General features: G+C 73.0%; 17 protein-coding genes, 1 pseudogene and 1 riboswitch. Of the genes and pseudogenes, 11 read left to right on the top strand and 7 right to left on the bottom strand.

The window, feature by feature from the left end:
- The first annotated feature begins 37 nt into the window (after positions 1-37).
- On the top strand, positions 38-976 hold the full coding sequence (locus ACTMS2_RS01635; protein WP_441173716.1) for a phytoene/squalene synthase family protein: 939 nt from the start codon (positions 38-40) through the stop codon (positions 974-976).
- Positions 977-1,046: 70 nt separating this feature from the next.
- Here the strand turns inward: ACTMS2_RS01635 and ACTMS2_RS01630 are convergent, their stop codons facing one another.
- The gene (locus ACTMS2_RS01630) at positions 1,047-2,111 is read right to left on the bottom strand and encodes a serine hydrolase domain-containing protein (protein ID WP_441173715.1); all 1,065 of its coding nucleotides are present in this window, start codon (positions 2,109-2,111) and stop codon (positions 1,047-1,049) included.
- Positions 2,112-2,203: 92 nt separating this feature from the next.
- Between ACTMS2_RS01630 and ACTMS2_RS01625 the strand changes: the two genes are divergently transcribed.
- The 8 genes from ACTMS2_RS01625 to ACTMS2_RS01590 all read left to right on the top strand — a co-directional run bounded on the left by ACTMS2_RS01625 (position 2,204) and on the right by ACTMS2_RS01590 (position 17,386).
- Complete coding sequence (locus tag ACTMS2_RS01625; protein ID WP_441173714.1) at positions 2,204-3,658, top strand: dihydrolipoyl dehydrogenase family protein; 1,455 nt, start codon at positions 2,204-2,206, stop codon at positions 3,656-3,658.
- 111 nt (positions 3,659-3,769) lie between these two features.
- Complete coding sequence (locus tag ACTMS2_RS01620) at positions 3,770-4,771, top strand: LacI family DNA-binding transcriptional regulator (RefSeq protein ID WP_363892374.1); 1,002 nt, start codon at positions 3,770-3,772, stop codon at positions 4,769-4,771.
- A gap of 695 nt (positions 4,772-5,466) precedes the next feature.
- The gene (locus ACTMS2_RS01615) at positions 5,467-6,846 is read left to right on the top strand and encodes an ABC transporter substrate-binding protein (RefSeq protein WP_441173713.1); all 1,380 of its coding nucleotides are present in this window, start codon (positions 5,467-5,469) and stop codon (positions 6,844-6,846) included.
- A gap of 80 nt (positions 6,847-6,926) precedes the next feature.
- Entirely contained in the window at positions 6,927-7,886 is a 960-nt protein-coding gene (locus ACTMS2_RS01610) for a carbohydrate ABC transporter permease (protein ID WP_441173712.1), read from the top strand.
- A 12-nt stretch (positions 7,887-7,898) separates the two neighbouring features.
- Positions 7,899-8,786, top strand: coding sequence for a carbohydrate ABC transporter permease (locus ACTMS2_RS01605; protein WP_441173711.1), 888 nt, complete (start codon positions 7,899-7,901; stop codon positions 8,784-8,786).
- 102 nt (positions 8,787-8,888) lie between these two features.
- Positions 8,889-10,565 (top strand): glycoside hydrolase family 13 protein, encoded by a 1,677-nt coding sequence (locus ACTMS2_RS01600; protein ID WP_441173710.1) that lies wholly within the window; start codon positions 8,889-8,891, stop codon positions 10,563-10,565.
- A 141-nt stretch (positions 10,566-10,706) separates the two neighbouring features.
- On the top strand, positions 10,707-13,556 hold the full coding sequence (locus ACTMS2_RS01595; protein WP_441173709.1) for a galactose-binding domain-containing protein: 2,850 nt from the start codon (positions 10,707-10,709) through the stop codon (positions 13,554-13,556).
- Positions 13,557-13,693: 137 nt separating this feature from the next.
- Positions 13,694-17,386 (top strand): discoidin domain-containing protein, encoded by a 3,693-nt coding sequence (locus tag ACTMS2_RS01590; RefSeq protein WP_441173708.1) that lies wholly within the window; start codon positions 13,694-13,696, stop codon positions 17,384-17,386.
- 215 nt (positions 17,387-17,601) lie between these two features.
- Here ACTMS2_RS01590 and ACTMS2_RS01585 read toward each other — a convergent pair whose 3' ends face one another.
- Both ACTMS2_RS01585 and ACTMS2_RS01580 read right to left on the bottom strand, forming a co-directional pair.
- Positions 17,602-18,366, bottom strand: coding sequence for a crotonase/enoyl-CoA hydratase family protein (locus ACTMS2_RS01585; RefSeq protein WP_441173707.1), 765 nt, complete (start codon positions 18,364-18,366; stop codon positions 17,602-17,604).
- A 42-nt stretch (positions 18,367-18,408) separates the two neighbouring features.
- A complete protein-coding gene (locus ACTMS2_RS01580) occupies positions 18,409-19,326 on the bottom strand; it encodes an EamA family transporter (RefSeq protein WP_441173706.1) in 918 nt (305 codons plus the stop codon).
- 121 nt (positions 19,327-19,447) lie between these two features.
- Positions 19,448-19,622, top strand: a riboswitch (cobalamin riboswitch).
- 50 nt (positions 19,623-19,672) lie between these two features.
- Between ACTMS2_RS01580 and bluB the strand changes: the two genes are divergently transcribed.
- Positions 19,673-20,302 (top strand): 5,6-dimethylbenzimidazole synthase, encoded by a 630-nt coding sequence (bluB, locus tag ACTMS2_RS01575; RefSeq protein WP_441173705.1) that lies wholly within the window; start codon positions 19,673-19,675, stop codon positions 20,300-20,302.
- A gap of 109 nt (positions 20,303-20,411) precedes the next feature.
- Positions 20,412-21,263 carry a Rieske 2Fe-2S domain-containing protein gene (locus ACTMS2_RS01570; RefSeq protein WP_441173704.1) on the top strand — a complete coding sequence of 284 codons (852 nt, stop codon included), beginning with the start codon at positions 20,412-20,414 and terminating at the stop codon, positions 21,261-21,263.
- Between the two features lie 444 nt (positions 21,264-21,707).
- Here the strand turns inward: ACTMS2_RS01570 and ACTMS2_RS01565 are convergent.
- The 4 genes and pseudogenes from ACTMS2_RS01565 to ACTMS2_RS01550 form a co-directional block, all read right to left on the bottom strand.
- Positions 21,708-22,715 (bottom strand): annotated as a pseudogene (locus ACTMS2_RS01565) (LysM peptidoglycan-binding domain-containing protein); the annotation flags it as partial.
- Positions 22,716-22,730: 15 nt separating this feature from the next.
- Complete coding sequence (locus tag ACTMS2_RS01560; protein ID WP_441173703.1) at positions 22,731-23,162, bottom strand: pilus assembly protein TadG-related protein; 432 nt, start codon at positions 23,160-23,162, stop codon at positions 22,731-22,733.
- Entirely contained in the window at positions 23,159-23,638 is a 480-nt protein-coding gene (locus ACTMS2_RS01555) for a TadE/TadG family type IV pilus assembly protein (protein WP_441173702.1), read from the bottom strand. The genes ACTMS2_RS01560 and ACTMS2_RS01555 overlap by 4 nt, the downstream gene beginning before the upstream one ends.
- Positions 23,623-24,051 (bottom strand): TadE/TadG family type IV pilus assembly protein, encoded by a 429-nt coding sequence (locus ACTMS2_RS01550; RefSeq protein WP_441174080.1) that lies wholly within the window; start codon positions 24,049-24,051, stop codon positions 23,623-23,625. The genes ACTMS2_RS01555 and ACTMS2_RS01550 overlap by 16 nt, the downstream gene beginning before the upstream one ends.
- Positions 24,052-24,063 lie beyond the last annotated feature (12 nt).

Below are 24,063 nucleotides of genomic sequence, written 5' to 3'. Positions count from 1 at the left end.
GTTGCGTCGATTCATGCGTCGAAATTGAGGAGGGCCGGTGGAAACCGATCTCACCGCGGCCTATGGCCGCTGCCGTGAGCTGCACAAACGGCACGGCCGCACCTACTATCTCGCCACCCGGCTCCTACCCGCTTGGAAACGGCGGCATGTCCACGCCCTGTACGGATTCACGCGCTACGCCGACGAGATCGTCGACCGCACCGAGGAACTGCCCCCCGCCGAGCGCGCCGCGCGACTCGACGACTGGGCCGGCCGCTTCGTCGCCGGACTGCACGGCGAACCGGTGGACGACCCCCTGCTTCCGGCCGTGCTGCACACGATCGCCGTCTTCGATCTCGACCGGGACGACTTCGCGTCGTTCCTCAAGAGCATGGCGATGGACCTGACGGTCACCTCGTACCGCACCTACGGGCACCTGCTCGACTACATGGAGGGCTCGGCGGCGGTGATCGGCACCATGATGCTGCCGATCCTGGGCAGCTCGGACCCGGCGGCGGCCCGGGAGCCGGCCCGTCAGCTCGGCTTCGCCTTCCAGCTCACCAACTTCATCCGGGACGTGGCCGAGGACCTCGACCGGGGGCGCACCTACCTGCCCGACGACGACCTGGCCCTGTTCGGCGTCACCCGCGAGGAATTGGCCGAGGCGCGCGCCCGGGGCCGGGCCACGCCGCGGATCCGGGAGCTGATCGCGTACGAGGTGAGCCGCGCCCAGGCGCACTACACCGCGGCGGCCCCCGGGATCACCCTGCTGGCGCCCGCCTCGCAGGCCTGCATGCGCACCGCGTACGCGCTCTACGGCGGGATCCTCGACGAGGTGGCCGCGCGGGACTACGACGTCTTCGCCGACCGGGCGCTGGTGCCGCAGCGCCGCCGGCTGACGGTGGCCGCCCGCGCCCTGATCACCCCCGCCGGCACCCCCGTGGTGATCCCCGGACCCGCGCTGGCGCCCGGCCCGTCGATCCCGTCCACCCCGTGACGGTCCCCTGCCGCTGACCGGCCACCCCCGGTTCGTCGGAGGCGACCGGATGGTCAGCGGTGGGCGACCGTCAGAGGCAGGAGTGCAGGGCCTCCACCAGGGTGTCGACGCGGTCGTGGTCGGCCAGGCGCGAGGTGGCGTAGGCGAAGGTGTAGCCGCGCCCGGGGTCGGCCCAGGCGGAGCTGCCGCCGATCCCGCCCATGCCCCAGCTGCCGTCCTCCTCCCACTGCATGCCCAGCGTCCACCGGGTACGCCGGCCGAGCAGCAGGTCGTCGCCGTCGTACTGGACCCGGGTCGCCTCAGCCACCAGCTCCCGGCTGAACAGCCGCACCCCGTCGAGGACGCCGCCGGCGAGCAGGCCCGCGTACAGGCGGGCCAGGGCGCCGGCGGTCGAGTGCAGGTTGACTGCCGGCACCTCGGCGCCGCGCCAGAGCGGGCTGTTCACCACCGTCAGGTCCCGGCCGCCGGGCGGGTTGTCCAGCGCCCGTGCCCAGAGCGAACCCGGCTCCCCGGCGACCCGATCCGGCCAGCCCGGATCGCCGTAGCGCAGCTCGGCGCAGCGCCGCTGGTCCGCCTCGCCGAGACCGAAGCCGAGGTCCAGCCGCCACGGACCGGCGATCTCCTCGGCCAGGAAGCGGCCCACCGACCGCCCGTCGACCCGCCGCACCAGCTCGCCCACCAGGTGCCCGTACGTCCAGGCGTGCTCGCCCGCGACGGACCCGGGCGGCCACTCGGGCTCGGCGGCGGCGAGGTCGGCGCAGAGCAGGTCCCAGTCGGCGACGGCGGCGGCCGGCCGGGGCACCGGGAACGCCGGCAGCCCGGCGGTGTGCGTCAGCACCTGGCGGACGGTGGCCGGGGCGCGGAAGCCGGGCCAGTGCTCGGCGACGGCGTCGTCCAGGTCGAGCCGGCCCCGGTCGACCAGCGCCAGCAGGCAGAGGGCGGCCACCGGCTTGGCGACGGAGTAGACGTTCACCAGCGTGTCCGGCAGCCACGGCCGTCCCGGTGACCGCTCGCCGCCGACGACGTCGACCACGGGCTCGCCGTCGTACCAGATCGCCAGGCCGGCCCCGGTCTCCCGGCCCTCGGCGAGCAGTTCGGCGAAGCGGTCGTGGACGGCGGAGAAGCGTGCGCGCATCCGGCCACGGTAGGAGGTCGGGACGTCGGCGGGCAGCGCAATTCCGGCGCGGCCGGCTGGCCGGCCGCCGGGCGGTGCGCGATGCTGGCGGCATGGCTGATCCGGAACTGGTGGACGTGGTCGTGGTCGGGCTCGGGGTCGGCGGCGAGGAGGTGGCCGGGCGGCTCGCCGAGGCGGGGCTGAGCGTCGTCGGCGTCGAGCGCGACCTGGTCGGCGGGGAGTGCCCCTACTGGGGGTGCGTGCCGAGCAAGATGATGATCCGCGCGGCCAACGCGATCGCCGAGGCCCGCCGCGTCGACGGGCTCGCCGGCTCCACCGAGGTGCGGCCCGACTGGGCACCGGTGGCGAGGCGGATCCGCGAGGAGGCCACCGACACCTGGGACGACACCGTGGCGGTGCAGCGGTTCACCGGCAAGGGCGGCCGGTTCGTCCGGGGCACCGCCCGACTCGACGGCCCCGGCCGGGTGCGCGTGGGCGAGCGGGTCTTCCAGGCCCGGCACGGGATCGTGCTCGGCACGGGCACCAGGCCGTCCGTGCCGCCGGTCGACGGCCTGGCCGACACGCCGTACTGGACCAACCGGCAGGCGATCGAGGTCGAGGAGCTGCCGGAGTCGCTGCTGGTGCTGGGCGGCGGCGCGATCGGGCTGGAGCTGGCGCAGGTCTTCGCCCGGTTCGGCGTACGGGTCACCGTGGTCGAGGCGCTGGACCGGGTGCTCGCCCTCGAGGAGCCGGAGGCGTCCGAGGTGGCTGCCGCCGCGCTGCGCGCCGACGGGGTGGAGATCCACACCGGGGTACGGGCGGAGCGGGTCGGCCACGACGGGCGCGCCTTCACCCTGCGCGGGGCGGGTGGGGCGGAGTTCACCGCCGATCGGCTGCTGGTGGTGACGGGCCGCCGGGCGCACCTGGACGAGCTGGGTCTGGACACCGTCGGGGTGGACGCCGGCCGGCGCTACCTGACCGTGGACGACCGGCTGCACGTGACCGAGGGGATCTGGGCGGTCGGCGACGTCACCGGCGAGGGGGCGTTCACGCACGTCGCGATGTACCAGGCCGGGATCGTCGTCGCCGACGTGCTCGACCACGCCCGGCGCGCCGACGCCGGGGCCGATCCCAGCGGCACCGCGAGCGCGACGGGTGGCGCGGCGGGTACCGGGGCGGGCGGTTCCGCTCGTGCGGTGCCGCGTGCCGACTACCGGGCGCTGCCCCGGGTGACGTTCACCGACCCCGAGGTCGGCGCGGTCGGCCTCACCGAGCACCAGGCCCGGGAGCGGGGCGTCAACGTGCAGGTCGGCCTGGCCCGGTTGCCGTCGTCGGCCCGGGGCTGGATCCACAAGGCCGGCAACGAGGGCTTCGTCAAGCTGGTGGCGGACGCCGACGAGGGCGTGCTGATCGGCGCGACCTCGGTGGGGCCGGCCGGCGGCGAGGTGCTCTCCGCGCTGGTGGTGGCGGTGCACGCGGCCGTGCCGCTCGCCCGGCTCCGGCAGATGATCTACGCGTATCCGACCTTCCACCGGGCGATCGAGGACGCGTTGCGCGACATGTCCTGACCGGACCGGACCGTCGGGCTGCCGGCTGAGGGACAGGGCGCGGCAGCGGAAAGCAGTCGCTCGACAGACGGCTGCTCATTTCTTGCAAGGCGATGACGTACGATTGCGGCCGTGACGAAGCGGTTGACCGAGGTTGCCAAGAAGGCGGGCGTCAGCGAGGCCACCGTCAGCCGGGTGCTCAACGGCCGGGACGGGGTCTCCGAGGCGACCCGGACGGCGGTGCTGACCGCGCTGGACGTGCTCGGCTACGAGCGGCCCACCAAGCTGCGCGGGGAGCGGGCCCGGCTGGTCGGGCTGGTGCTGCCCGAGTTGCAGAACCCGATCTTCCCGGCGCTCGCCGAGGTGGTCACCGGATCGCTCGCCCAACGCGGCTTCACCCCGGCGCTCTGCGCCCGCACCATCGGCGGCGTCTCCGAGATGGACTACGTGGAGATGCTCCTGGACCACCAGGTCTCCGGCGTGATCTTCGCGGGCGGTTCGTACGCGCTCGCCGACGCCCGGCACGACCACTACCGCCGGCTGACCGACCGGGGCCTGCCGGTGGTGCTGGTCAACGCGGGCGTGGACGAGCTGGGCTTCCCCCGGGTCTCCACGGACGACGCCGTGGCGGTGGAGCAGGCGTACGGGCACCTGCGCTCGCTCGGTCACGACCGGATCGGGATGGTGCTCGGTCCGGAGGGCCACGTGCCGTCCCGGCGCAAGTTGGACGCGATGGCGCGGGCGGCGGGCTGGGGCGACGACACGACGTACGTCGAGCGCTCCAGCTTCTCCATGGAGGGTGCGCGGGTCGCCGCGACGAAGCTGGTCGAGCGGGGCGTGACCGGCATCATCTGCGCCAGCGACGTGCTGGCCCTGGGCGCCATCCGGGCCGCCCGGCGGCTGGGCCGCGTGGTGCCGACCGACGTGTCGGTGGTGGGCTTCGACGACTCCGCGTTCATGACCTGCACCGACCCGCCGTTGACCACGGTGCGCCAGCCGATCGAGACGATGGGACAGGCCGCGGTGGACCTGCTGGTCACCCAGATCGAGGGTGTCGGCGTGCTGCACGACGAGCTGCTGTTCGAGCCCGAACTCGTCGTACGGGGCTCCACCGCGCCCGCCCCGGGTCGCTGATCCGGATCCGCTCCGGCCCGGTCACCGGCCGCAGTTCCCGTCGCCGACCGATCCCCCTGAACGTCGACTGACCCCTCCGGTCGCGGGCTGCCAGCCCGGCCGCCGAACGACGCTTTGGCCGTCGACTGCTGCTCGCAATCGGCGGCTTCTTCGCGTTGCTACGTCGCCGCCGACGGCCGGCGGCAGACCGTCTGTGGCGTCTGTCCGCCGTCCGTCCGGCGTCCGTCCGGCGTCTGTTTCGCGTCGGCGGGGGCCGTCCCGCGTGGCTGGCGCTGTCTCGCGTCGCCGGGGGCCGTCCCGCGTGCCTGGGGGCCGTCGCGCTCCACGGGGTGCGCGTATCGCGCCGACCGCCCCTGTCCGCCCGTGGACGCCGGCCCAACCCGGGCCCCGGGCTGGGCGCTGGTCCGAACCAGGGGCCCAGCGCGGATCAAAGGGGCGAAGCCTCTCAATCCGATAGCGTTCCAAGATCCTGTTCGAATCTGACGTCACACGGTCGCTTCTTTTCAGATTGGAATCGAAACCTTGCTGGAGCAAGTCCACATAGCTACAGTGACTCCACTCACACCTGGCCCCGACGCACCTGGCGGGGGCAGGTCGCATGGCAGACGCAGATCAATGACGGCGCTCGGCCCGGGTGACGACCACCTCGGCTCGGCGCACGTCATGGAGACACCCGTTCCCGAAGGGATGGACAGATGTCCGTACCGCAGTACCGGAAGGCCGCGGCCTTGGCGCTCGCGGCCGGCCTGGGGCTCACCCTTGCGGCTTGCTCCACCAAGAGCGACGACGCGACGAGCGCAGCCGGTGGCAAGGTCACCATCACCGTCGACTGTCAGCCGGTCGGCTCCCAGAAAGAGCTGTTGAAGAACTGGAACGACGACGTCGCCGAGTTCCAGCGGCAGAACCCCGACATCGTCGTCAGGAGCGTGAGCGTCGGCGAGCAGTGCAACAACCCGCCGGACTTCACCGCCCGCCTGGCCGGCGGCACCGTCACCGACCTGTTCTACGGGTACATGACCGACCTCCAGCAGGTGCTGGACTCCGGCCAGGCGATGGACATCACCGAGTACGCCAACAAGGACACGATCCCCACCTGGGACAGCGTCGACCCGGCGCTCAAGGAGGTCTTCAGCGACGGCGGCAAGCTCTACGCCGTCCCCGCGAAGAACTACTCGATGGGCCTGGTCTACAACAAGGTCCTGTTCCAGCAGGCGGGGCTCGACCCGAACACCCCGCCCAAGGCGTGGCCCGAGGTGCGGGCGGCCGCCAAGAAGATCTCCGCCCTCGGCAACGGCATCGCCGGCTACTCCGAGTACAGCGCCGGCAACACCGGCGGCTGGCACTTCACCTCCCTGCTCTACTCGCAGGGCGGGCAGGTGCTGACCGAGGACGGCAAGAAGGCCGACTTCAACAACGCGATGGGCAGGCAGGTCCTGCAGAACCTCAAGGACATGCGGTACGGCGACAACAGCATGGGCAGCCGCCAGTTGCTGCAGTGGGGCGACCTGCTGACCAACGCCGCCGCCGGCAAGGTGGGCATGTTCATCGGCGCGCCGGACGCCACCCAGGCGATCGTCAGCCAGTTCCAGGGCAAGTTCCAGGACTGGGCGATGGCCCCGCTACCCGGCCAGGACGGCCCGGCGAAGGCGACGCTCGGTGGCGGCGAGGGCTACTTCTTCAAGAAGGGCCTCTCCCCGGAGCAGGTCAAGGCCGGCCTGAAGTGGATCGCGTACCAGAAGCTGACGCCGGGCAAGGGCCAGTTCGACTACGTGCGGGCCAAGCCGCAGAACTACCCGGTCGGCCTGCCCCAGCCGCTGCTGTTCGCGAACGGCAGCGACGCGCAGAAGCAGGAACTCGAGCTGCGCAAGGCGAACGCGAACGTCGACACCGCGAACTTCGCGCTCTTCGAGGCCGGCCCGGTCCCGATCAAGGGCGAACCCCGTAACGCGCAGGCGATCTACGCGGTGCTCGACGCGGCGATGTCCGGGGTCCTGACCAACCCGAACGCGAACATCGACGCGCTGCTGAAGACGGCCGAGGACAAGGTCAACAAGCTCCTCGCCGCGGAGAGCTGACCCGACGGGCGTGGGGGCCGGTGCGCCGGCCCCCGCCCCTCGGCAGCACACGTCCGGTCACCGATTCACCAGGAGTTGCCTTGGCGATCCTCTCCGCCCCGGGGACCACCACCTCAGACACGGGTCGTCCCACGTCGCCGTCGCCGGCGGGGCCGCGGCGTACGAGCCTCGGCCGCAAGGTGCGGGACAACCTCACCGGCCACGCGTTCCTCATCGGGGCGGTGCTCTGCTTCGCGATGTTCTCCTGGTACCCCATGATCCGCGGCGTCGTGATGAGCTTCCAGCGCACCCGACGCGGCGAGACCACCTGGGTGGGCTGGGACAACTACACCCGCATCATCGACGACCCGAGTTTCTGGACCGCCTGGAAGAACACGTTCACCTTCACGGTTCTCGCGCTCGTCCTGGGCTACGTGGTGCCGTTCTTCGTGGCGATCCTGCTCAACGAGTTCCGCCACGCCAAGGGCTACCTGCGGATCCTGGTCTACCTGCCGGTGATGCTGCCGCCGGCCTCGGCGCTGTTCCTGTTCAAGTTCTACGCGTACGACCCCAGCGACGCGGGACTCTTCAACGCGATCCTCAAGGCGCTGCACCTGCCGACGTCGCAGTGGATGCAGTCCCCCGAGATGACGATGCCCGCCATGGTGCTCGCGTCGACGTGGATGAACATGGGCAGCGCGGTGCTGATCTACCTGGCGGCGCTGCAGAACATCCCCGGCGAACTCTACGAGGCCGCCGAGCTCGACGGCGCCGGGCTCTGGCGGCGGATCCTGCACGTGACCGTCCCGCAGACCCGGCTGATCCTCGCGCTGCTGGCGATGCTCCAGATCGTCGCCACCATGCAGCTCTTCATCGAGCCGCTGATCCTCGCCAACGGCGCGGGCGCGGAGGACTCGGCGACCTCCGTCGCGTACCTCATCTATCAGCACGGGTTCTTCCAGAACGATCTCAACGGCGCCGCCGCGCTCGGCGTGATCATGCTCGTGGTGCTGGCCGGCTTCTCCGCCGTCTACGTGCGGCTGACCGCGAAACAGGACTAGGACGGACGAGGAATGGCACAGGACTCCGGAACCCGGACACTCGTCTCCCACGCCCAGCTCAGGCGGGGGCGCGGCAGGATCGTCTACTGGGCGCTGCTGGCCGTCGTCGTCGCGGGATTCACGCTCGTCTTCCTCGGGCCGCTCTACTGGATGGTCACCGGCGCGCTCAAGTCCGGCCAGGAGATCGCGCAGACCCCGCCGTCGCTGTTCCCGCAGGACCCCCAGTGGCAGAACTACGCCGACGCGTGGCACAACCTCGACCTCGCCAAACTGCTGTTCAACACGTTCTACTACGCGACCGGCGCGGTGCTGTTCCAACTCGTCCTCGACACCGCCGCGGCGTACTCCCTGTCGAAGCTCCGGCCGATCTTCGGCAACGTGATCCTCGGCCTGATGCTGGCGACGCTGATGATCCCGGCGATGGTCCTCATCGTCCCGCAGTACGTGACCGTGATCGACCTGCCGATCCTGCACGTCAACCTGCTCGACTCGCCGTTCGCGATCTGGCTGCCCCTGGTCGCGAACGCGTTCAACATCTTCCTGCTGAAGCGGTTCTTCGACTCGATCCCGGAGGACCTGATGGCGGCGGCGCTGATGGACGGGGCGACCCCGCTGCGCACGCTCTGGTCGATCGTCCTGCCGATGTCGCGCCCGATCCTCGGCGTGGTCTCGATCTTCGCCGTGACGGCGGTCTGGAAGGACTTCCTCTGGCCGAAGCTGGTGATGCCGTCGCCCGAGACGCGGACGGTCAGCGTCGGCATCTACGCCTTCTCCGGCGGTACGCCCATGAACGTGGTGATCGCGGCGTCGGTCATCGCCGCCATCCCGACCGTCGTCATCTTCCTGATCTTCCAGCGCAACATCATGTCCGGCCTCACCACGGGCAGCCTCAAGGGATAGCTCCCGGCGCAATCTCCCCGCGGCGGACAACGACCGTCCAACCCGGGGCCACCTCAAGGTCCGGCGAACCCGCCGACGCACTGACGCAGAAAGCAGGTGCTCGTGTCCACAGCAGACAACGGTCCGTGGTGGCGTGGAGCGGTGATCTACCAGGTGTACCCACGGAGCTTCGCCGACGGCGACGGCGACGGCATCGGCGACATCGCCGGCATCCGGTCCCGGCTGGACCACCTGTCCGCGCTGGGCGTCGACGCGATCTGGTTCAGCCCCTGGTACCCCTCCCCGATGGCCGACGCCGGCTACGACGTGGCCGACTACCGCGACATCGACCCGGTCTTCGGCACGCTGGCCGAGGCGGAGGCGCTGATCGCGGAGGCGCACGCCGTCGGCATCAGGACCATCGTCGACGTGGTGCCGAACCACTGCTCCGACCGGCACCCCTGGTTCCAGGCGGCGCTCGCCGGCGGGCCGGGCGCACCCGAGCGGGAACTGTTCTGGTTCCGTCCCGGCCGGGGCCCGAACGGCGAGCGGCGGCCCACCGACTGGGTCGGCGAGTTCGGCGGCGAGACGTGGACCCGGACCACGAACCCGGACGGCACCCCCGGGGACTGGTACCTGCACCTGTTCGCCCCCGAGCAGCCGGACTTCAACTGGGAGCACCCCCGGGTGCGGGCGGAGTTCGAGGACATCCTCCGGTTCTGGTTCGACCGGGGGGTCGACGGCATCCGGATCGACTCGGCCGGGCTACTGGTCAAGGACGGGACGCTGCCGGAGACCCTGCCGGACCGGCCGCACCCGTTCCGCGACCTCGACGGGGTGCACGAGATCTACCGCGACTGGCGGCGTATCGCCGACGGGTACCCCGGCGACCGGGCACTGATCGGCGAGGTGTGGATGCCGGACCGGCAGCGGTTCGCCAACTACCTGCGCCCCGACGAGCTGCACGCGGCGTTCAACTTCGACTTCCTCGGCTGCGCCTGGGACGCCTCGGCGCTCCGCGAGAGCATCGACGGGACGCTGAGCGCGCACGCGCTGGTCGGCGCCCCCGCCACCTGGGTGCTCTCCAACCACGACGTCACCCGGCACGTCACCCGCTACGGCCGGACGGACACCACGTTCAGCTTCGCCGCCAAGCGCGAGGGGATCCCCACCGACCTGGAGCTGGGCACCCGCCGGGCGCGGGCCGCCGCGCTGCTGTCGCTGTCGCTGCCCGGCGCCGCCTACGTCTACCAGGGCGAGGAGTTGGGCCTCTGGGAGGTCGAGGACATCCCCCGTGAGCTGCGGCAGGACCCCATGCACGTCCGCTCCGGCGGGGTCGATCCCGGCCGGGACGGCTGCCGCGTACCGATCCCGTGGTCCGGCGAGACGCCGCCGTTCGGCTTCAGCCCCGACGACGCGACGGCCGCGCCCTGGCTGCCCCAGCCGGCCGACTGGAAGGACCGCACCGCCAGCGCCCAGACCGGCGACGCCCACTCGATGCTGGAGCTGTACCGGGCCGCCCTCGCCATCCGCTGCACCGAGTCGGCACTCGGCGACGGGAAGCTGAGCTGGCTGCCCGCCCCCGAGGGGGTGCTCGCCTTCCGGCGGGCACCCGGCTTCGCCTGCCTCGTCAATCTCTCGGACGCGGCGGTGCCGCTGCCGCCCCACACCGACCGGCTGCTGGCCAGCGGGCCGCTCGACGACGACCGGTTGCCCCCGGACACCGCCGTCTGGCTGCGTACCGCCGAGGCGACACCCGCCCCGACGGCCGCGACGGACACGCGGCCCGCGCCGGCCTGACCGACGGTCGCCGGCGGCCCGTCCCGGCCGCCGGTACCGCCCACCCCGCCGGCCCGCGCCGGCCGAGGCCGACAGGGAGGTACGCGCACCGCACCGCACGACACGGGGGACCTGGCCATCCAAGGAAAGGGAGCGCCGCTCATGGCCGACCACACCACCGGGCACCACCAGCGAAGACGCCGCATCCGCGCGGGGCTCGCCGCCCTCACCGGAACCGCCCTCGCCGCCGCCTCGATCTCCGTCGTCGCGCTGACCACCACCGCGACCCCGGCCCGCGCGGCGGGACTCTCGCCGTTCGACATCCCGGGACGGGGCGCCACCGTCCCGTTCGTCGAGCAGGAGGCGGAGGAGGTCGCGCACACCGGCACGAGGATCGGCCCGGACCGGCGCTACGGCACGCTGCCGTCCGAGGCGTCCGGCCGGGAGGCCGTCACCCTCGACGCCGTCGGGGAGTACGTCGAGTTCACCCTGACCGCGCCCGCCAACGCGGTGACCTTCCGCTACAGCCTGCCGGACAACGCCGCCGGCACCGGCCGGGACGCCAGCATCGACCTGCGGGCCAACGGCACGCTGGTCAAGGCGGTGCCGGTCACCTCGCGGTACGGCTGGTACTACGGCGGCTACCCGTTCAACAACAACCCGGGCGACACCAACCCGCACCACTTCTACGACGAGACCCGGACGATGTTCGGGACCACGTACCCGGCCGGCACGAAGATCCGGCTCCAGGTCTCCTCGACCGCCCAGTCGCCGACGTTCACCATCGACCTGGCCGACTTCGAGCTGGTCGGCGGCCCCGTCGCGAAGCCGACCGGCGTGCTCGACGTGGTCACCGACTTCGGCGCCGACCCGACGGGCGCGACCGACTCGACCGCCAGGTTCCAGGCGGCGGTGGACGCCGGCCGGGCCCAGGGGCGGGCCGTCTGGATCCCGACCGGCACGTTCACCCTCTTCGACCACGTCGTGGTGGACGGGGTGACGCTGCGCGGGGCGGGCCCGTGGTACTCGGTGCTCGGCGGGCGGCACCCGACCGACCGCAAGCGGGCCGCCGGCATCTACGGCAAGTACGTCCCCGGCGGCGGCTACAGCGGCGAGATCCGGCCGCACGAGGCCGGCGGTCCCAGCCGCAACGTCACGCTGCGCGACTTCGCCATCATCGGCGACATCCGGGAACGGGTGGACGAGGACCAGGTCAACGCCATCGGCGGAGCGATGTCGAACTCGGTGGTCGACAACGTCTGGATGCAGCACACCAAGGTCGGGGCCTGGATGGACGGCCCGATGGACAACTTCACCATCCGCAACAGCCGGATCCTCGACCAGACCGCCGACGGGGTGAACTTCCACTGGGGCGTCACCAACTCCACGGTGACCAACACGTTCGTACGCAACACGGGCGACGACGCCCTCGCCATGTGGGCGCAGAGCGTGCCGAACGTCAACAACTCCTTCACCCGCAACACGATCGGCGTGACGATCCTCGCCAACCACCTGGTGACGTACGGCGGGCGGGACATCAGGATCACCGACAACGTCACGGCCGACTCGGTCACCAACGGCGGCGGCATCCACGTCGCCAACCGCTACCCCGGCGTCACCGGCCCGACCGCCGTCTCCGGGACGATCACCGTCGCCCGTAACACCCTGATCCGCAACGGCAACTCGGACTACAACTGGCGCTTCGGCGTCGGCGCGATCTGGTTCTCCGCGCTCAACGAGCCCATCCAGGGTGCGGCGATCAACGTCACCGACACCGACATCCTGGACAGCTCGTACGCGGCGCTGCACTGGATCGAGGGGCAGACCAGCGGGATCAGCTTCACCAACGTGCGCATCGACGGCGCGGGCACGTACGCCCTCCAGGTGCAGGCGCCCAGCCAGGTGTCCTTCACCAACGTGCGGGCCACCGGGATCGCCCAGGCCAACCCGATGCACAACTGCGTCGGCAGCGGCTTCCAGATCACCCAGGGCACCGGCAACTCCGGCTGGTACACGGCGACGCCGTACTGCGGGCCGTGGCCCGAGCCGCAGTGGGGCGGCGGGCCGACCAGCCCGCCCCCGACGACGCCGCCGACCACCGCGCCCCCGACCACCCCGCCGCCGACCGGCGGGAACCTGGCGCAGGGCCGGCCGGCGACCGCGTCCAGCACCAACCAGAACTACGTCGCGGCGAACGCGGTGGACGGCAACGCGGCCAGCTACTGGGAGAGCGCCAACAACGCGTTCCCGCAGTCGCTGACCGTCGACCTGGGCGCGGCGCGCACCGTCGACCGGGTGGTGCTGAAGCTGCCCGCCGGCTGGGAGCGCCGGACCCAGACGTTGTCGGTGCTCGGCTCGACCGACGGCTCCTCGTGGGCCACCCTCGCCGGGTCGGCCGGGCGTACGTTCGACCCGGCCGGCGGCAACGCGGTGTCGATCAGCGTGCCGGCCGGCGAGCGCCGGTTCGTCCGGGTCACCGTCACCGGCAACACGGGCTGGCCGGCGGCGCAGCTCTCCGAGTTCGAGGTGTACGGCGGCGGCCCCACCACCCCGCCGCCCACGACCCCGCCACCGACGACCCCGCCGCCGACCAACGGGAACCTGGCGCTCGGCCGACCCGCCGCGGGAACCAGCCACGCCGACGTGTACGTGGCGGCCAACGCGGTCGACGGCAACCCGAACACCTACTGGGAGAGCGCCAACAACGCGTTCCCACAGTCGCTGACGGTGGACCTGGGCGCCAACCGGTCGGTGTCCCGGGTCGTGCTGAAGCTCCCGCCGTCCTCGGCGTGGCAGACCCGCACCCAGACGCTGTCGGTGCTCGGTTCCACCACCGGCTCGTCGTTCACCACCCTGAAGGCCTCCGCCGGCCACACCTTCGACCCGGCCAGCGGCAACACGGTCACCGTGACCTTCGCGGCGACCAGCCAGCGGTACCTGCGGCTGACGTTCACCGGCAACAGCGCCTGGCCCGCCGGCCAGCTCAGCGAGTTCGAGGTCTACTCCGGCTAGCCCGGTGGCCCGGCGCAGCGCCGCCCCGACCCCCCTCCCGCACCGTCCCCACCTGTCGCGGCACGACGGGCGTACCCCTGCGCCCGTCACCGGGCAACGCACCCGCACCCCACCCCCGAAAGAGGTGTAGCGACACCATGTCCAGACTCGGCACCAGACCCGGGACCGCGCCGACCGGCGCGCGCCGTCCCGTCCCCCGGTCCATCCGCCCGGCCAACCGACGGCTGCTCGCCGGCGTGCTCGCCGGGCTGCTCTTCACCGCCGTCCCGGCCGTGACCCCGGCGGACGCCGCGCCACCGGCGGACCCGGCCGCGACCGCCGCCCGCGCCGCCCTGCTCGCCGGGCTCTCCGCCACCATGAGCGCCAGCAGCCACAACCAGAACTACGTGGCGGGCAACGCCAACGACGGCAACGCCGACACCTACTGGGAGAGCGCCAACAACGCGTTCCCGCAGTGGATCCAGGCCGACCTCGGTGCCACCGTCAGCGTCGACCGAGTGGTGCTCAAGCTGCCGCCGTCGTCGGCCTGGCAGACCCGCACCCAGACGCTGTCGGTGCTCGGCTCCACCAACGGCTCGTCGTTCAGCACCCTCAAGGCGTCCGGCGGGTACACGTTCAACCCGGCCACCGGCAACACCGCGACCGTCAGCTTCACCGCGACCAGCACCCGGTACGTCCGGGTACAGGTCACCGGCAACACCGGCTGGCCGGCCGCCCAGTTCTCCGAGGTCGAGGTCTACGGCGCCGCCGGCAACCCCGACACCCAGGCGCCCAGCGTCCCGGGCAGCCTCGCGTACACCCAGCCCGCCAGCGGACAGATCCGGCTGACCTGGTCCGCGTCGACCGACAACGTCGGGGTGACCGGGTACGACGTCTACGCCAACGGCGCGCTGCGCGGCAGCGTCAACGGGTCCACGCTGACGTACACCGACAGCCAGCCGGACAGCGCCACGGTCTCCTACCACGTCCGGGCCCGGGACGCGGCCGGCAACCAGTCGGCGAACAGCAACACCGTGACCCGGACCGGCACCGGCAACCCGCCCGTCGGCACCAACCTGGCGGTCGGCAAGCCCATCACCGCCTCCGGGCACGTGCACACGTTCGTGGCGAGCAACGCCAACGACAACAACGTGGCCACCTACTGGGAGGGCAACGGCAACCCGAGCACGCTGACCGTGCAGCTCGGCGCCAACGCCAACCTCAGCCAGGTCGTGCTCAAGCTGAACCCGGACTCCGCCTGGGGGGCGCGTACCCAGAACATCACCGTGCTCGGCCGGGACCAGGGCTCCTCGACCTTCACCACCCGGGTCGGTGCCGCGAACTACAGCTTCAACCCGACCAGCGGCAACACGGTGACCATCCCGGTCTCCGGCGCGGCGGCCGACGTGCGGCTCTCGATCGCCTCGAACACCGGCGCCCCGGCCGGCCAGGTCGCCGAGTTCCAGGTCATCGGCACCCCCGCGCCGAACCCGGACCTGACCGTGACCGGCATGTCGTTCAGCCCGTCCGCGCCCGTGGAGACGAGCACCGTCACGCTCTCGGCCACCGTCCGCAACGCCGGCTCGGCGGCCTCCGGCGCCACCAACGTCAACTTCTACCTCGGCACCAACCGGGTGGGCACCGCGCCGGTCGGCGGCCTGGCGGCGGGCGCCTCGACCACGGTCACCGCCAACATCGGCACCCGGGACGCGGGCAGCTACCCGCTGAGCGCGAAGGTCGACGAGTCGAACAGCGTCGTCGAGCAGGACGACACCAACAACAGCTTCACCAACCCGGGCCCGCTGGTGGTCAGCCCGGTCGCCAGCTCCGACCTGGTCGCCTCGGCGATCGCCTGGTCGCCCGGCACCCCCGCCGCCGGCAACACGGTCAGCTTCTCGGTGTCGATCCGCAACGCCGGCAGCATCGCCTCCGCGTCCGGCGCGCACGGCATCACGCTCACCGTACTCAACGAGGCGGGCACGGTCGTCCGTACCCTGACCGGCTCGTACTCCGGCGTGATCAACGCCGGGGCCACGGTCGGCCCGGTCAACCTGGGCACCTGGACGGCCGCGAACGGCAAGTACACCGTCCGGGTGGTGCTCGCGGCCGACGGCAACGAGCTGCCGGTCAAGCAGGCCAACAACACCAGCGACCGCGCGCTCTTCGTGGGGCGCGGCGCCAACATGCCGTACGACATGTACGAGGCCGAGGACGGCGTGGTCGGTGGCGGCGCCAGCGTCGTCGGGCCGAACCGGACCGTCGGCGACCTCGCCGGTGAGGCGTCCGGCCGGCGGGCGGTGACCCTCAACTCGACCGGCAGCTACGTCGAGTGGACCACCCGGGCCAGCACGAACACCCTGGTCACCCGCTTCTCCATCCCGGACGCCCCGGGCGGCGGCGGCATCAACTCGACGCTGAACGTCTACGTCAACGGCAGCTTCCACAAGGCCATCGACCTGACGTCCCGGTACGCCTGGCTCTACGGCAACGAGGCCAGCCCGGGCAACTCGCCGAGCGCGGGCGGACCGCGGCACATCTACGACGAAGCCAACGTCATGCTCAACTCCACGGTGCCGGCCGGCAGCCGGATCCGGCTCCAGAAGGACCCGGCCAACACCACCACGTACGCCATCGACTTCATCAACACCGAGCAGGTGGCGCCGATCGCGAACCCGGACCCGGCGCGCTACACCACGCCGACCGGCTTCACCCACTCCGACGTGCAGAACGCCCTGGACCGGGTGCGGATGGACACCACCGGCAACCTGGTCGGGGTATACCTGCCGGCGGGCAACTACTCCACCGCCAGCAAGTTCCAGGTGTACGGCAAGGCGGTCAAGGTGACCGGCGCGGGGCCCTGGTACACCCGGTTCAACGCGCCGTCCGCGCAGGACAACACCGACATCGGGTTCCGGGCCGAGAACTCGGCGGCCGGATCGTCCTTCGCGAACTTCGCCTACTTCGGCAACTACACGTCGCGGATCGACGGGCCGGGCAAGGTGTTCGACTTCGCCAACGTGTCGAACATCGTGATCGACAACATCTGGAACGAGCACATGGTGTGCCTCTACTGGGGCGCGAACACGGACCACATGACGATCAAGAACTCCCGGATCCGGAACATGTTCGCCGACGGCATCAACATGACCAACGGGAGCACCAACAACCTGGTCAGCAACAACGACGCCCGGGCCACCGGTGACGACAGCTTCGCGCTGTTCTCGGCGATCGACGCGGGCGGCGCGGACATGAAGGACAACATCTACGAGAACCTGACCTCGACCCTGACCTGGCGGGCCGCCGGCGTGGCCGTCTACGGCGGCTACGGCAACACGTTCCGCAACATCTACATCGCGGACACGCTGGTGTACTCCGGCATCACCATCAGCTCGCTCGACTTCGGCTACCCGATGAACGGCTTCGGCGCCAGCCCGCCCACCCGGTTCGAGAACATCTCGATCGTGCGGGCCGGCGGGCACTTCTGGGGCGCGCAGACCTTCCCGGCGATCTGGGTCTTCTCCGCCTCGAAGGTGTTCCAGGGCATCCGGGTCAGCGACGTCGACATCGTCGACCCGACCTACAGCGGCATCATGTTCCAGACCAACTACGTCGGTGGGCAGCCGCAGTTCCCGATCACCGACACGGTCTTCACCAACGTCTCCATCAGCGGCGCCCGTAAGAGCGGTGACGCCTACGACGCGAAGTCCGGCTTCGGCATCTGGGCCAACCAGATGCCGGAGGCGGGGCAGGGCCCGGCCGTCGGGTCGGTCACCTTCAACAACCTGCGGCTGAGCAACAACGCGGTGGACATCCAGAACACCACCTCGACGTTCACCATCAACCGCAACTGACCCGCCCCGGCCGCCCGTGGTGGCGGCCGGAACCCCGGGCGGTGCGGCCACCGAACGCGCGGTGGCCGCACCGCCCGGCCCCGTCCGGCCTCCCGCCCGGCCGTCGGCGTGGCGCGCGCTGGTCGCGCCTTCGCCGATCAGTGGGCGGGGCGCGGTGCCGGCCGGACCTTCGCCCGGTCAGTGGGCCGGGGCGTGCCAGCCGGGCCTTGCCCTGGTCAGTAGGCCGGGGCGCCGTGCCGGCCGGCGCCGGCGGCGAACCGGGCCGCCCCGGCGGCGGCGTCGGCGGCCAGCGAGTCCATCCCGTACGCCAGCTCGCCCGCCATCGCCTCAGGCTCGGGCAGGCCGGCGCCGGCGAGCAGCGCCGCCCGGTCGTTGCGCAGGCAGGTCTGCGGGTGCCGGGCGATCTCGGCCGCCAGCCGCTCGGCCGCCGCCCGGGACTCACCCGGCGCGACCAGCCGGTTCACCAGCCCCATGGCGTACGCCTCCTCGGCCGGCACCGGACGGCCGGTGAGGATCAGGTCCATGGCCCGGCTCTCGCCGATCAGCCGGGGCAGTCGGACCGTGCCCCCGTCGATCAGCGGCACCCCCCAGCGGCGGCAGAACACCCCGAGCACCGCGTCGGACTCGGCGACCCGCAGGTCGCACCAGAGCGCCAGTTCCAACCCGCCGGCCACCGCGTGCCCGGAGATCGCGGCGATCACCGGCTTGCCGAGCGTCATCCGGGTCGGGCCCATCGGGCCGTCCCCCTGCGCCTCGACCCGGTTGCCGCTCGGCGTGCCGATGGCCTTCAGGTCGGCCCCGGCGCAGAACGTGCCGCCGGCCCCCCAGAGCACCGCCACGGAGGCGTCGGGGTCGGCCTCGAAGGCACGGAACGCGTCGGCCAGCGCCCGGGCCGTCGGCCCGTCGACCGCGTTGCGGGCCGCCGGGCGGTCCAGGATCACCGTGGTCACCGCCGCGGCGCGTTCGACGCGTACGCCCATTCCGACAGCATGCCCCCGGCGGTGCCGGCGGCGCCAGGGGTGTCAGCGCGGGGCGGGCCGGGCCGGGCGGACCAGGGTGGCGCCCAGCGCGGCGCCGACCACGCAGGCCACCCCGGCGGCCTGCGGCCAGGCCAGCAGTTCACCCAGCAGCACCAGCCCGACCAGCGCGCCGATCGCCGGCTCCAGGCTGAGCAGGATCGCGAAGACGCGGGCCGGCATCCGGCGCAGCGCCGCCATCTCCGCCGAGTACGGCAGCACCGACGACAGCAGCGCCACCGCCGCGCCCAGCGCGAGGGTCCACGGGTCGAGCAGGGCCGTGCCGCTGCCGGCGACCCCGAACGGCAGCACGGCCAGCGCGGCGACGGCCATCCCCAGCGCGAGGCCCCGGCTGCCCGGCACCCGGGCGCTGACCGCCTTGCCGAGCAGCACGTAGCCGGCCCAGCCCACCGCGACGGCCACGCAGCACAGCAGCCCCAGCCGGTCCACCCCCGTCCCGCCGAGCCCGCTGATCAGCAGCACCCCGCCGCCGGCCAGCGCCGCCCATGCCACGTCGGCGAGCCGGCGGCTGGCGGCCAGCGACACCAGCAGCGGCCCGGCGAAGCCGATGGTGACCGCGACGCCCAACGGCACCCGGTCCAGGGCCGCGTAGAAGGCGAGGTTCATCACCGCCAGGGCCAGCCCGAACGCCGCGACCAGACCGGCGGTACACCAGCCCAGGCGCAGCCCCGGCCGGGCAAGGACGAGCAGGATGAGCGCGGCGAAGCCGAGCCGCAGCGTGGTGGTGCCGCTCGCACTGGTGCTGCCGAAGAGCTGCTTGGCGACGGCCGCGCCGACCTGGGTGGAGAGCATGCCGAGCAGCATCAGCAGCGGGGGCGGCACGGCCCGGGGCTGCCCCAGCGCGAGCGTCAGTCGGGTCGCCGGTCGACCGGCCGGCAGCGGGCGGGAGGAGAGTGCGTACACGCGGACCACAGTGGTACCGGAGCGTGCGGCCCGCGACCGGATTTTCACTGCTGCGGGTGCAGTGCGCCGCCCGCCGGACCGGGGCGGGCCGGGCGGCGCTAGCATCGCCGACGGCACGATCATGTGAGGTGCCCCGCGCGAGCGGGGAGAATCGGGAAGCCGGTGCGAATCCGGCACGGGCCCGCCGCGGTGACCGGGGAGCCACCGTCCACGCGTACGCGCAGCCACTGGCCCGCCCGGGCCGGGAAGGCGGACGGCCAGGCGTCGATCCGGGAGTCCGAAGACCGGCCTCGCGTCCGGTGCCCGCGTCCGGCGTGGCGTGGGCCGAGCGCAGCGGGAGCCTGCCTTGGATCTGTACGACGTCATCCACCGCCGTCGGGACGTACGCGCCCAGTTCACCGGGGCGCCGGTGCCCGAGGAGACGCTGCACCGGGTGCTGGCGGCGGCGCACGCCGCGCCGAGCGTCGGCTACTCGCAGCCCTGGGACTTCGTCGTGGTGCGCGACCCGGAGCTGCGCCGCCGGTTCCACGGGCACGTGCACACCGAGCGGGACGCCTTCGCCGCGACGCTCGACGGGGAGGCGGCCGAGCGGTTCGCCCGCATCAAGATCGACGGTGTCCTGGAGTCGACGCTGTCGGTGGTGGTCACCCACGACCAGGCGCGGGGCGGCCCCGCCGTGCTCGGCCGGCACGCCATCGCCGACACCGGGCTCTACTCGACCTGCCTCGCCATCCAGAACCTCTGGCTCGCCGCGACCGCCGAGGGGCTCGGGGTGGGCTGGGTGTCGTTCTACCGGGAGCCCTGGCTCGCCGAGCTGCTCGGCATCCCCGACGGGATCCGGCCGGTGGCGTGGCTCTGCCTCGGGCCGGTCACCCACTTCGAGGCGGTACCCGACCTCGCCCGGCACGGCTGGCGGCAGAAGCGCCCGCTGGTCGAGGCGATCCACCACGACCGCTGGGCGGCACGGGAGCGCTGACCTCGGTGGGGGCGTCCCGTTACGGGCCGGCGGGGCGCTCCTCACGTACCGTTGCGGATCCGTCACCGCCGACCGGTTTGCGGCGGCTCCTGCCGGGAAGTCGGTACGGGTGCGAGCACTCCTGACGAAGATCGAACAGGCATCCGGTCTGGACCGGGTCGGCGACCGGTTGCAGCGCGCCGTCCAGGCCACCCTCCGACCGCAGCGGGTCCGTGACCTGCTGCACGGCGTGTGGCTGGGCCATCCGCTGCACCCGGCGATGGTGCAGGTGCCGGTCGGGGCGTGGATCAGCACGGCGGTGCTGGACCTCATGCCGGGGCAGCGCCGGGCCGCCACCACGCTCTGCGCGGTGGGCACCGTCAGCGCCCTCCCGGCCGCCGTCGCCGGCCTCAACGACTGGGCGGCACTGGCCCGCGACCAGCGGCGGGTCGGCCTGGTGCACGCCGCGTCCAACAGCGTCGGCCTGGCGTTCTACGCCGGTTCGGTGGCCGCCCGGATGACCGGCCGGCACAACCTCGGCCGTACGCTCGGCTTCCTCGGGCTCGGTGCGGCCAGCATGGGGGCGTACATCGGGGGGCACCTCGCGTACAAGCAGGGCGCCCAGGTCAACCAGAGCATCTCCGAGCTGCACCGGATGAGCGACGGGTGGCACTCCCTCGCCGACATGGCCACCCTGCCGCAGCGTCAACTGATCACCCGGGAGGTCGACGACGTCTCGGTGATCCTCTACCGGCACGGCGACGAGGTGACCGTCATGCTGGAGCGCTGCCCGCACCAGAGCGGTCCGCTGGGCGAGGGCGAGGTGCAGGAGATCGACGGGCACGCGTGCGTGGTCTGCCCGTGGCACGGCAGCGCGTTCCGCCTCAACGGCGGCGAGGTGGTGCACGGCCCGTCCGGCAACGACCAGCAGGTCCTGCCGACCCGCATCGTCGACGGCGTCCTGGAGACCCGTCTTCCCTGACCGGCCCCGGCCGCCGGCACCTCCGGCCACGGCCTTCCGGCCGCCGCGCCCCGGCTTCCCGGCCGCTGGCGGCCCCGGCCTTCCCGGTGTCGATCAAAAAGGTTCGGGTCACGGGCGGCGGTGACGGCCGATCGAGGTGTCGCGGGCCGAGCCCGGGTGGGCCCGGCCGGCCGGCGGGTTGGCGACGGGCTGGACGGGGCCGTGACGGGTGCCCGCGGTCAGTTCGTCGTAGGCGTCGGCGCCGGTGGCCGCACCGGGGGCGGGCGTGATCGCGCGACCGTGGCCGGTGGGGTGCGCGGAACCCTGACCGGTCGGGCGTACGTAGGTGCCGGTGCCCGTACCGCCCCGGCCGACCCCGATCGTGCTGCCGTACGCGGTGATGGCGGCACCCCGGTGACCCGCGCCGCGCTGGGTCGTGGTGGCGCCCCGGCGAGCGGTGGCGCCCCGGCGGGCGGCGGTCGTGACCCGGCCCGCGCCGGCCGGTACGTGACCCGGGCGGCGACGTAGGCCCAGGACCGCGCCGATCTGCGCGCCGACGATGCTCGCGACCGCCAGGACGGCGGAGACCGCGAGAGGCCGGTTCACCCGATCGGGGTCGCCGGCCCGGGCGGCTCCCACCGTCACGGTCGGGGCCTCACCGGCGTTCGTTCCCGCCGGGGGCGGCACGGGGGCCTCGGCTGCCGGCGGAGGCGGCGTCGCCCGCTCCGGGGCAGCCTGCCCAGGTGCCGGGCGAGCGGGTGCCGGGCGAGCGGGCTCGGGTGGGGTCGGGCGGGCGACGAGGCGGCCGGTGGCGTGCCGGCGGGCACCCCGGTCCTCGGCGTCCCCGGGCAGCTTCAGCAGCTGACCCGGGTGGATCCGGTCGGGGTCGCCGAGCCGGTTCAGCTCGGCCAGCTCCCGGTAGTCGGCGAACCCGTCCAGGTAACGCCGGGCTACGGCGCCCAGGTGGTCGCCCCGGGCCACCCGGTAGACCGCCTGAGCGTCGTCGGAGGTGACCGGGGCGGACGAGGCGACCGTTGCCGGCGCCGCCGGCAGGGCGTACGGGCCGGTCATCGCCGTCGCGGCGCTCGCCGCCGGGCTGGCCGCGAGGATCAGCGCGACCGAACCGACCAGCGCGGCGGCGGCCCGCTGCTGGCGACTCATCCCGGGCAGCCGGGGCGCGGGTCGGCGCAGCGTCTGCGCGCCGAGCTCGACCAGCACGGAGAAGGCGAACGTGGCCCAGCCGAACCAGCCGGCCAGCGCCAGCGCCCGCAGGAAGAGCCGCCCGTCGTCGCGGCTGGTCAGCGTCGAGCCGACCTCGGCGAGGGTGGGCAGGTGGTCGGGCAGCGGATTGCCGGCGAGGGCGAGCAGCGCCACCGGCGCGCCGACCAGCACCGCGCAGAGCACGACGAGCGCGCCGAACCCGGTCAGGATGCGTTCGGTCCGCCGTACGGCGGAACGCCCCGATGCGGCCATGGCTGCCTTCCCTTCCTACGGTGCCCCGGTGAGCGGCCGCGCGGTCGCCTCGCCGGAGACGGTGACGGTCTCGTCGAAGCCGAACAGGCCGAGCATGGCTCGGCGGTGCGTGACGGTGACGCGTACCCGGACCCGGGTCTCACCGTCGACGACCGGGAAGCTGACGGCGTGGCCGGCGGCGCCGGCGGCGGACAGATAGTCGGCGACGGCCCGGCGGGCCTGGGGACGGTTGATCCGGGTCGGCCCGCCCTCGATGGCGGTGGCCCGGTCGATGGCCTGGCCCCCGGCGCGGGCGGCCTCGGCCGCGAGGTTGTCGGCCCGCTGCAACGTACGCAGCTGGCCCGCGCCGTCGAAGGCCAGGCCGATGACGGAGAGCACGCCGACCATCGCCACGGCGAGGAAGACGCTCACCCGGCCCTGGTCGTGCCGGCCGGCCGTGGCGGTCATCCCCGGCTCCGGTAGCGGTCCAGCGGCGACGTGAAGCTCGCCGACACGCGCTTACTCGCGGTCATCCCCGGCAGGACGGACAGGCGCAGGTCCCCGTAGGAGACCGTGCACGCGATGCGGACCGTGACCGAGGCGTCCTGCCCCGCCGGGCTGCGGAACGCCGCGTCGAAGCTGGTGGGGGCGCCGCGCACCGCGCCGCTGAACGTCACCTCGGGAGCGCCGGCGCAGTTCAGGCCGCGCCAGTCGAGCTGCCGGCGGGCCGCGTCCCGGGCCTCGGCGCGGGCGGTGCGGGCGTCGCGGGAGATCGAGGCGGCGCGGGCGGCGTCGTGGGCGGCGGCGTCGATCGCCTCGGCGGCCACGGCCGTACGCCCGGCGACGCCGGCCAGGACGATCAACGCGATGAAGGCCGGGGCGAGCACCGCCACCTCGATCGAGACCGAGCCCCGCTCGGCGGTACGGCTCACGGCGTCGTCCACCGTTCCACGGTCCCGTGCGCGGTCTGGCGTACGGGGAAGCTGACCCCGGGGACGACCGACAGGGACCGACCACGCACCGTGCAGGTCACCTCGGTCGCGGCGGTCAGGCAGCTCGGTGCGGGATCCTCCCAGCCGACCAGCCAGCCGCCCGAGGCCCGCAGGAACCGGACGGCGCGGGCCTCACCGGCCCCCGCCGGCGCCTGGTGCAGCCGCTGCGCGTTGACCCCGCTCTGCGCGGCGTTGAGCGCCGTGGAGCAGGCGACGAACCAGGCCGCGGTCTGGATCGAGGCGAAGAGCAGCAGCAGGATCGCCGGCATGGCCACCGCCAGCTCGACCGGGTTGGCCCCCCGTTCGGCCCCGCCGGCCCCGAGCCGCCGGACGGCGTCCGCGCCGAACCCCCGGAGGGTGGCCAGGGCGGTACGCCG

Origin of the sequence: Micromonospora sp. SD12 (assembly GCF_052068495.1) — a bacterium.
In the GTDB taxonomy this organism is placed as follows: Bacteria; Actinomycetota; Actinomycetes; order Mycobacteriales; family Micromonosporaceae; genus Micromonospora; species Micromonospora echinofusca.
The sequence above is the reverse complement of the archived record's forward strand: the minus strand, read 5'-3'. Positions and strand labels throughout refer to the sequence as shown.